This window comes from Allosphingosinicella sp. (genome assembly GCF_036387215.1).
Classification (GTDB): Bacteria; Pseudomonadota; Alphaproteobacteria; order Sphingomonadales; family Sphingomonadaceae; genus Allosphingosinicella.
On the sequence record NZ_DASVUE010000177.1, the window covers coordinates 1 to 8,151 of the forward strand.

An 8,151-nucleotide genomic window follows, 5' to 3' on the forward strand; every position below is an offset into this window, starting at 1 on the left:
TTCCGCTGTGCGAGCAAAAAGTTAACCTCTCGGTAATTTTTCTTAATACTGAGTCCGAAATGCCGCGATCAGGCGCTGCACGATGTTGCCTCCGTCCGATTTCGGAACAGTCGTTTCGGCGCCTCCGAGCTGGCGGAGGTCGAGCTCCTTGGACGCGGCGAACTGGGCAAGCCCGGCAAGCGTGGTGAAGGCGGGGCCGCTATGCGCTTCGGGAAGTCCCGGCATCTTGGGACGCCCGATGCGCACCGCTCGGCCGAGCACCCCCTGCGCGTAATCGGCGATCCCCTTCAGCTCCGATCCGCCACCGGTCAGCACCACCTGACGGCCGAAGGGTCCGGAAAAGCCGAGCTCCTTCAAAGCGGTGGCAATCTCGCCGGTGAGCTGCTCGAGGCGCTGGCGGATCACCGCGATCAGCTGCGCGCGGGTGATGCGCGAGGCCTCCGTGCCGTCCTCGCCGCCCGCGATCGGGGCGAGCTCGATCATGTCGTGATTGTCGCGCGGGCTGGTGGTGGCCGAGCCGTAGAAGCATTTCATCCGCTCCGCCTCCACGCGGCGGGTGCCGAAGGCGGAGGCGATGTCGTCGGTGATGTCGATGCCGCCGGTCTGGAGCGACTTCAGGCCGACCAGCATCCCGCCGGCGAACACCGAAACATTGGTAACGCCGCCGCCGAGCTCCACGAGCGCAACGCCGAGCTCGCGCTCCTCCTCGCTGAGGCAGGCCTTGCCCGCCGCGACCGGCGAAGCGACGATCGCGGAGACGCCGAGATGGGCCGAGCGGACGCAGAGATCGAGGTTGCGGATCGGCGAAGGCTCGGCCGAGACGACGTGGATGTCGACCGCGAGCTTCTCCGCATGGAGCCCGAGCGGCTTCTTCACGCCCTGGAGCCCATCGAGCGTGTAGAGCGCCGGCATCGCGTGAAGGATCATCTTGCCCTGTGGATCGATCGATTCCTTGCCGACGCTCAGCAACTGGTCGATGTCGTCCTGCTCGATCCTGGCGCCGCCGATCTCGACCTCGACGCTCGCGACCGTGCTTGCAAGTCCGCCCGCGGAATAGCCGACATAGGCATCGTCGACATTGATTCCGGCGATCCGCTCGGCCTGCTCGACAGCCTCGCGGATCGTGGCTTCGGTGCGCTCCATGTCGGCGACGAAGCCGCGGCGGACGCCGCGGCTCTCGCGTTGGCCGGTGCCGAGGATCTTCAATTCGCCATTCTCCGTCGGCTCGGCGATCAGCGCCGAGACTTTGGAGGAGCCGATGTCGAGCGCGGTCACGAGCTTGCGTGCCGGCGGCGGGGGCAATCTTCTGCTCAAATCGTCTTCCGAGCGTCTACGGGTGCGCCAGTGGGAACATTGGCCTCGATATCCGGAACGGTGCTTCCGGGCTCGCGGGAGACGCGGACGATGAACTTGCCCGGCACCCGCATGTCGAAGCGGGCGAAGCCGCGGCCGAGAAGCTGAGTCATCTTGTCCATGCGCGCGAACTTCACCAGCGCCTTTTGCGCGGCCCCCTGCCCTTCCGGCAATGCAAGCACCTCACCCGATTGGAAGCGAAGGTCCCAACGCCTTCCTCCGATCCAGGTTGCCCCCTCCATCATCGGCTTGATCTCGGGCGCGGCGGCGAGCAGCCGGCCGAGCTCGCCGCTGCGGCGGTTCGCGCCGGGGCCGATCACGAGCGGAAGATCGGGCATGGCATCGAGCTTCACCGGCTCGAGAACGATCCCGTCGCGGTCGATCAGGGTCAGCTGCTGGTTGTGCTGCCAGATCGCCGCCGGCTGCCGCTCGACGATGTCGACGACGAGCGTGTCCGGAAGGCGGCGGTAGACTCGGGCGTCCTCGACCCAGCCGAAGCGAAGCAGGCGCTCGCGCGTCCCTTCCAGGTCCACCAACGGCATTGCCATCGAATTCTGATCGAGCGCGACCGAATAAACGGGGAGCCGCTGCATCCGGTTGAGGCCCTTGATCTCGACCCGCTTCACGGAAAAACCGGCCTGGCCCACCGCTTCGCCGATCGAGGTGCCGATCATCTGCGGCACCTGCAGCGCCGCGGCAACCGCAATTGCAAGCGCCAGAAGCACGGCGAGGAATATCCAGCCGCTGACCCGGCGAACCGTCTCGGCCGAAAGCGGCAGAGCATCGAGCATCCTCGGCGGCGGGGCCTTCTTCGACGAGCCGCGCGAGAGGCTTTTCGCCTTGGGCCTCGAGCGAGACTGGGAGCCGCGGGCGATCTTCGCACTCATAACGCCTCCTCGATGATGCGCTGGACGAGCTCGGGATAGCTCATTCCGCGATACTTTGCCTGCTCCGGCACGAGGCTCAAGGGGGTCATTCCGGGCTGGGTGTTCACTTCGAGCAGATAAAGCCCGTCCACCCCCTGCTCGTCGTCCCAGCGGAAGTCGGAGCGGGAGGTGCCTTTGCAGCCGAGCACACGGTGCGCCTGCAGCGCCATCTCCATCGCGGCATCGCGAACATCGTCCGGAACCTCGGCCGGGCAGACATGCTCCGTCAGGCCGTCCGTATATTTCGCGTCGTAATCGTAGAAGCCGGACTTGGGGCGAAGCTCGGTGACCGCGAGCGCTCCGTCGCCGAGCACCGCGACCGTCAGCTCGCGGCCGCGGATGAAGGGCTCGGCGAGCAGACGATCGAATTCCTGCCAAGGGCCCCTGGCGCCGCGGGCGATCGGATTGCCGTAATTGCCTTCCTCGGTGACGATGGCGACGCCGACCGACGAGCCTTCGTTGACCGGCTTCAGCACATAGGGCCGCGGCATCGGATCGGCTTCATGGAGCGTTTCGCTTTCCACCATCCGCCCCTCGGGCATTCGGATGCCGGCCGGGACGAGCTGCTGCTTGGTCAGTTCCTTGTCGATCGCGATCACCGAGGTGGTGAGGCCGCTATGCGTGTATTTGATTCCCATCAGGTCGAGCAGGCCCTGGACCGTGCCGTCCTCGCCAGGCGTGCCGTGAAGCGCGTTGAAGACGACGTCGGGGCGGATCCCGTCCAGCACCAGGGCCAGGTTCCGGTCCATGTCGATGCGGCTGACCTTGTGGCCGAGGGATTCGAGCGCATCGGCGACGCCCGCGCCGCTCGTCAGCGACACCTCGCGCTCGGCGGACCAGCCGCCCATCAGCACGGCAACATGAAGCTTCGAACTCACTCGCTCACCCCCACACGCTGGATTTCCCATTCCAGCTCGACGCCGCTGTGTTCGCGCACGCGGCGGCGGACTTCCTCGCCGAGCGCTTCGATTTCAGCGGAACTAGCTTTGCCAAGATTGAGGAGGAAGTTGCAATGCTTTTCAGAGACTTGTGCATCGCCGATCTGGAGGCCCCTGCAGCCCGCGGAATCGATCTCCTTCCACGCCTTGGTTCCGGGTGGATTCTTGAAGGTTGAGCCGCCGGTGCGGCTGCGGAGCGGCTGGCTGGCCTCGCGCTCCTCGGCAATCCGGTCCATCTCCGCGCCAATGGCCGAAGGATCGCCCGGCGTTCCCTGGAACAAAGCCTCCACCACCACAGCGCCCTCCGGCGTCTCGCTGTGCCGGTAGGTGTAGCCGAACCGCTCGGCAGGCCAGGTCTCGACGCTTCCGCCCCGGAGCACCAGTGTCGCCTCCACGAGGATATCGGCGACCTCGCGGCCATAGGCGCCGGCGTTCATCCGCACCGCTCCGCCCGCCGTACCGGGAATGCCGCGGAGGAACTCGAGGCCGGCAATGCCCGCATCGCGTGCCTTGCTTGCGACCGTGATTCCCATTGCCCCGGCGCCGGCGCGGATGCGGTTCCCGGGTTCAACTGTTACCTGCGCGAAACTCTTGGGAAGGCGAATGACCACGCCGGCGACGCCGCCGTCCCGGACGATCAGGTTCGATCCCACGCCGACAGGGAGGACCGGCACGGACGGGTCCAATCCGCCGAGGAAGCGGGAGAGATCCTCAACGTCCTTCGGCTTCACCAGCCATTCGGCAGGGCCGCCGGTGCGGAACCAGATGAAGTCGGCCAGAGATCCGTTGGGTTCTACAGTTCCCATCAGTTCCGGAACTTCCGTTCGCCCCGAGCGAAGTCGAGGGGCCCTGTCGAGCGACGCCGAGACCTTTTCCCTCGGCTTCGCTCGGGGGGGTGTCTCGACTTCGCTCGACACGAACGGCTCTGGGTCAGGAGCTCGGCTCATTTGTTGAGCCTCGCCTTGCGGATGCCGTCGGCGAGCCCCGCAGCCCATTTGGTGATGTCGCCGGCGCCGAGGCAGATCACCATGTCGCCGCGGGCGGCAATGTCGCGGAGCTGGCGGCAGAGATCGTCGGGGCCGTCCACCGCCTTCACCATGCGATGGCCGCGCTGCTTCAGGCCCTCGACCAGAGCCTCGGCGTCGACGCCTTCGATCGGCTCCTCGCCGGCGGCGTAGACGGGGGCAACGAAGACTATGTCGGCATCGTTGAAGGCGCCCTGGAACTCCTCCATCAAGCTCTGGAGGCGCGTGAAGCGGTGCGGCTGGACGCAGGCGATCACCCTCCCCTGCGCACCTTCGCGGGCGGCGGCGAGCACCGCCCGAATCTCAACCGGATGGTGGCCGTAATCGTCGATGATGGTGACGCCCTCGACCTCGCCGACCTTGCTGAAGCGGCGCTTGACGCCCGTGAACTTGGAGAAGCCGTTGCGGATGAGCTCGTCCGAAATGCCGAGCTCGGAGGCGACTCCGATCGCTGCGAGCGCGTTCTGGACGTTGTGGCGGCCCGGCATCGGCAGCTCGATGCCCTCGATGACGCGCAGCTGCCCCGCCCGGTCGCGCAGCGTCACGTCGAAGCGGTTGCCGCCCGGGAACGGCACGACGTTGTCGCCGCGGACATCGGCAAGGGCTGCAAAGCCGTAGGTGACGACGCGCCGGTCGCGAAGGCGCGGGATGATCGTCTGCACTTCGGGATGGTCGACGCAGAGCAGCGCCGCGCCGTAGAAGGGTACATTCTCGACGAACTCGACGAACGCGTCCTTCACCTTCTCGAAGCTCCCGTAATGATCGAGATGCTCGGGATCGATGTTGGTGACGACGGCAACGGTGCCGTCGAGGCGAAGGAAGCTGCCGTCGCTCTCGTCGGCCTCCACCACCATCCAGTCGCTGGTGCCGAGCCGGGCGTTGGAGCCGTAGGCGTTGATGATACCGCCGTTGATGACGGTGGGGTCGATCCCGCCCGCATCGAGCAGGGCCGCGACCATCGAGGTGGTGGTGGTCTTGCCGTGGGTGCCGGCGACCGCGACCGTGGACTTGAGCCGCATCAGCTCCGCCAGCATCTCGGCGCGGCGGACGACCGGGATGCGTCGCTCGTAGGCGCAGGCGACCTCGGGATTGTCCTTCTTGATCGCCGTCGAGACGACGACCACTGCGGCATCGCCGAGATTGTCGTGATGGTGGCCGATCATCACCGGGATGCCGAGCCCGCGGAGCGCCTCCACCACATAGCCTTCGGAGACGTCCGAACCCTGCACCTTGTAGCCGAGGATGTGCATCACCTCGGCGATGCCGGACATGCCGATGCCGCCGATCCCGATGAAGTGGATCGTCCCTATGTCAGTGCCGACACCCCTCATGCATAGGCACCTTGGGGGATCGGGCGGAGCACCATCTCGTCGGCGGGGAGCGCGTCCATCCCAGGATCGCGGCCGGTGCGCTCGACGAGGTCCGCGAGGTCCTTGGCAGCATCGGGACGGCCGACCGAGCGGGCGCGGTCCGCCGCGTTGGACAGCGCCTGCGGCTCCAGGCCGAGTTTCTGCATCTGCTTGGCAAGCTCGACCGGCTTGAATTTCGACTGGAGGATCATTCGGGCGCCGCCGGCCTTTGCCATCTCCCTGGCGTTCGACACCTGGTGGTTGTCCGTCGCGGTCGGCAGCGGGATCAGGATCGCCGGGCGGCCGGCGGCGGTGAGCTCTGCAATGGTCGAGGCGCCGGCGCGGGCGATGACCAGGTGCGACCAGGCGAGGCGGGAGGGGATGTCGGCGAAATAGGTTGCGAGATCGGCGGGGATGCCGTGGCCCGCATATTTGGCGCGGACCTGCTCGATATCCTCGGGACGGCATTGCTGCGTGACCTGGAGGCGGCGGCGGAAATGCTCGGGGAGCAAGGCAAGGCCGTCCGGCACCACCTGCGAGAGTACGGTCGCGCCCTGGCTGCCGCCGATCACGAGCACCCGGAAGATACCGTCCTCCGTCAGCGGCGGATAAGGTTGCTCGCGCAGTTCAAGGACCTCGTCGCGCACCGGGTTGCCGACCAGACGGACCTTGTCATTGTGCTTGGACGCAAGGCGGTCGACGGCCGGGTAAGCGGTGGCGATCGCATCGACCCGTCCTGCGACGAGGCGGTTGACGCGGCCGAGCACCGCATTCTGCTCGTGCACCAGGGTGGGGATGGCGTGCTTCTGCGCCGCAAGAAGCGCCGGGAGCGCCGGGTAGCCGCCAAAGCCGATCACCGCGGAGGGGCGGAAGGTCTCGTACATTCGGGCGGCCATGGCCCGGCCGGTGAAGATGTTCCTTGCAGCCTTCAGCCATCCGATCGGGCCGCCGCTGATCCGGCCGGCGGGAAGGATGTGGACCGGCACATTCTCGAACAGGCCCGGGATGCGCGCGCCGCGATCGTCGGTGATGAGCGCGACATGGTGCCCGCGCGCGATCAGCTCCTCGGCAAGCGCATGGGCGGGAACCATGTGTCCGCCCGTGCCGCCCGCCGCCAAAACATAATGCCGGGAGATCCCGATACCTGCCATCTAGCGACCGCTCCATTTCACCACATAAGGGGAGCGGTGGAGATACGGGTTTCGGCGCGTGAAGGCGAGCAGCAATCCCATCCCGATCGACAGCGCGACCATCGAGGATCCGCCGTAGCTGATGAACGGAAGCGTCATGCCCTTGGACGGCGCGATATGGACGTTGACGGCCATGTTGATCAGCGCCTGAAGCGAGAACTGGCCGACGAGGCCGGCGGTGGCGAGGACGACGAACGTATCCTCTTCGTGGAGGAGCTTGATAAGCACCCTGGCCGCGATCACCAGATAGAGGATGGCGATCGCGATGCAGGCGATGAGGCCGAATTCCTCCCCGATCACCGAGAAGATGTAATCGGTGTGCGGCTCGGGCAGGTGGAACTTGCGGGTGCCGCCGCCGGGGCCGGTGCCGAACAGGCCGCCGGAGGTGAGCGTCCGAAGCGCGCTTTCCACCTGGTAATTGTCGTTGTCGCCGGTTCCGCCGAACAGGAAGGCGTTGATGCGAACGGTTGCGACCGGATAGAATAGATAGGCCGCGATCACGCTGAGGACGGCGCCGAGGCCAAGGAAGCCGAGCGCGCGCATCGACACTCCGGAAAGCGTCAGAAGCATCACCCAGGTCGTGGCGAAGATGATCGTCTCGCCGAAATTGGGCTGCTGCATCAGAAGCAATGCGATGATGCCGACCAGCAAAGCGGTCAGGGGGATCACCGGCAGGCTCTTGTCCTGCTCGCGAAGCGAGAGCAGCCAGGCCGTGCTGACGATGAAGAGCGGCTTCAAAAATTCGGACGGCTGGAATTGGGCGAAGCCGAAGCCGATCCAGCGCCTGGCGCCGTTCACTTCGGCGCCGATCAGCGGAACGAAGACGAGCAGGACGGTGAAGAAGGCGGCGCCGCCGAGGCAGAGGCGGCGGGCGAGCGACTTGGGAAGCATCGAGACCGCGATCATCACCGGCACGGAGACGATGATCCACACCAGCTGGCGGTAGAAATAATGAAGGCCGGTAAAGCTGACGTCGCCGCCCGAATAACGCTGCGCCGCGGCCGGCGAGGCCGCAGCGACCGCGATGAGGCCGATCGAGATCAGGACCGCCACCAGCAGCAGCAGGACCCGGTCGATCTCCCAGAACCAGCGGCCGACCGCGCTCCGATCGGAGCGGCCGAACTTGGCCGAGCTGCTTTTCTTCTTCTTCGCGGCAACGATCCCCGCCTCCGCCTGCCACACGTTCATTGCAACGCCTCCACAGCAGCGCGGAACGCTTCCCCCCGCGCCTCATAATCCCTGAACTGATCGAACGAGGCGCAGGCGGGCGACAACAGCACCACCTCCCCCGGCTTGGCCGCTTCCGCGGCAACGCCAACCGCCTCCACCAGCATCTCGCATTCCCTGACCGGGAGCCTCGCCGAGAGCAA

7 protein-coding genes and 1 pseudogene are annotated in these 8,151 nt (G+C 66.4%); all 8 read right to left on the bottom strand.

Translation table 11 applies throughout. The features are described 5' to 3' along the window. Positions 1-42 precede the first annotated feature (42 nt). Positions 43-1,302, bottom strand: a complete 1,260-nt coding sequence (ftsA, locus tag VF662_RS07265; RefSeq protein ID WP_464139384.1) for a cell division protein FtsA — start codon at positions 1,300-1,302, stop codon at positions 43-45. 8 nt (positions 1,303-1,310) lie between these two features. Further along, a complete protein-coding gene (locus VF662_RS07270) occupies positions 1,311-2,240 on the bottom strand; it encodes a cell division protein FtsQ/DivIB (RefSeq protein ID WP_464139376.1) in 930 nt (309 codons plus the stop codon). Continuing rightward, complete coding sequence (locus VF662_RS07275) at positions 2,237-3,157, bottom strand: D-alanine--D-alanine ligase (protein WP_464139378.1); 921 nt, start codon at positions 3,155-3,157, stop codon at positions 2,237-2,239. Before VF662_RS07275 ends, VF662_RS07270 begins: the two co-directional genes overlap by 4 nt. Beyond that, positions 3,154-4,134: a UDP-N-acetylmuramate dehydrogenase gene (gene murB, locus VF662_RS07280; RefSeq protein WP_464139386.1), complete on the bottom strand. Its 981-nt coding sequence runs from the start codon at positions 4,132-4,134 to the stop codon at positions 3,154-3,156. Before murB ends, VF662_RS07275 begins: the two co-directional genes overlap by 4 nt. Positions 4,135-4,160: 26 nt before the next feature. Beyond that, positions 4,161-5,573: a UDP-N-acetylmuramate--L-alanine ligase gene (murC, locus tag VF662_RS07285; protein WP_464139380.1), complete on the bottom strand. Its 1,413-nt coding sequence runs from the start codon at positions 5,571-5,573 to the stop codon at positions 4,161-4,163. Then, a complete protein-coding gene (gene murG, locus VF662_RS07290) occupies positions 5,570-6,733 on the bottom strand; it encodes an undecaprenyldiphospho-muramoylpentapeptide beta-N-acetylglucosaminyltransferase (protein ID WP_464139388.1) in 1,164 nt (387 codons plus the stop codon). The genes murC and murG overlap by 4 nt, the downstream gene beginning before the upstream one ends. A gap of 9 nt (positions 6,734-6,742) precedes the next feature. Further along, on the bottom strand, positions 6,743-7,969 hold the full coding sequence (locus tag VF662_RS07295) for an FtsW/RodA/SpoVE family cell cycle protein (protein WP_464139382.1): 1,227 nt from the start codon (positions 7,967-7,969) through the stop codon (positions 6,743-6,745). Then, positions 7,966-8,151 (bottom strand): annotated as a pseudogene (locus VF662_RS07300) (UDP-N-acetylmuramoyl-L-alanine--D-glutamate ligase); the annotation flags it as partial. The gene VF662_RS07295 and the pseudogene VF662_RS07300, both read right to left, overlap by 4 nt.

What these genes read in the sequence shown, in the direction of transcription:
- VF662_RS07270 (WP_464139376.1), bottom strand. Translation starts at nt 2,240, where the DNA reads ATGAGTGCGAAGATCGCCCGCGGCTCCCAGTCTCGCTCGAGGCCCAAG.
- murC (WP_464139380.1), bottom strand. Translation starts at nt 5,573, where the DNA reads ATGAGGGGTGTCGGCACTGACATAGGGACGATCCACTTCATCGGGATC.
- VF662_RS07295 (WP_464139382.1), bottom strand. Translation starts at nt 7,969, where the DNA reads ATGAACGTGTGGCAGGCGGAGGCGGGGATCGTTGCCGCGAAGAAGAAG.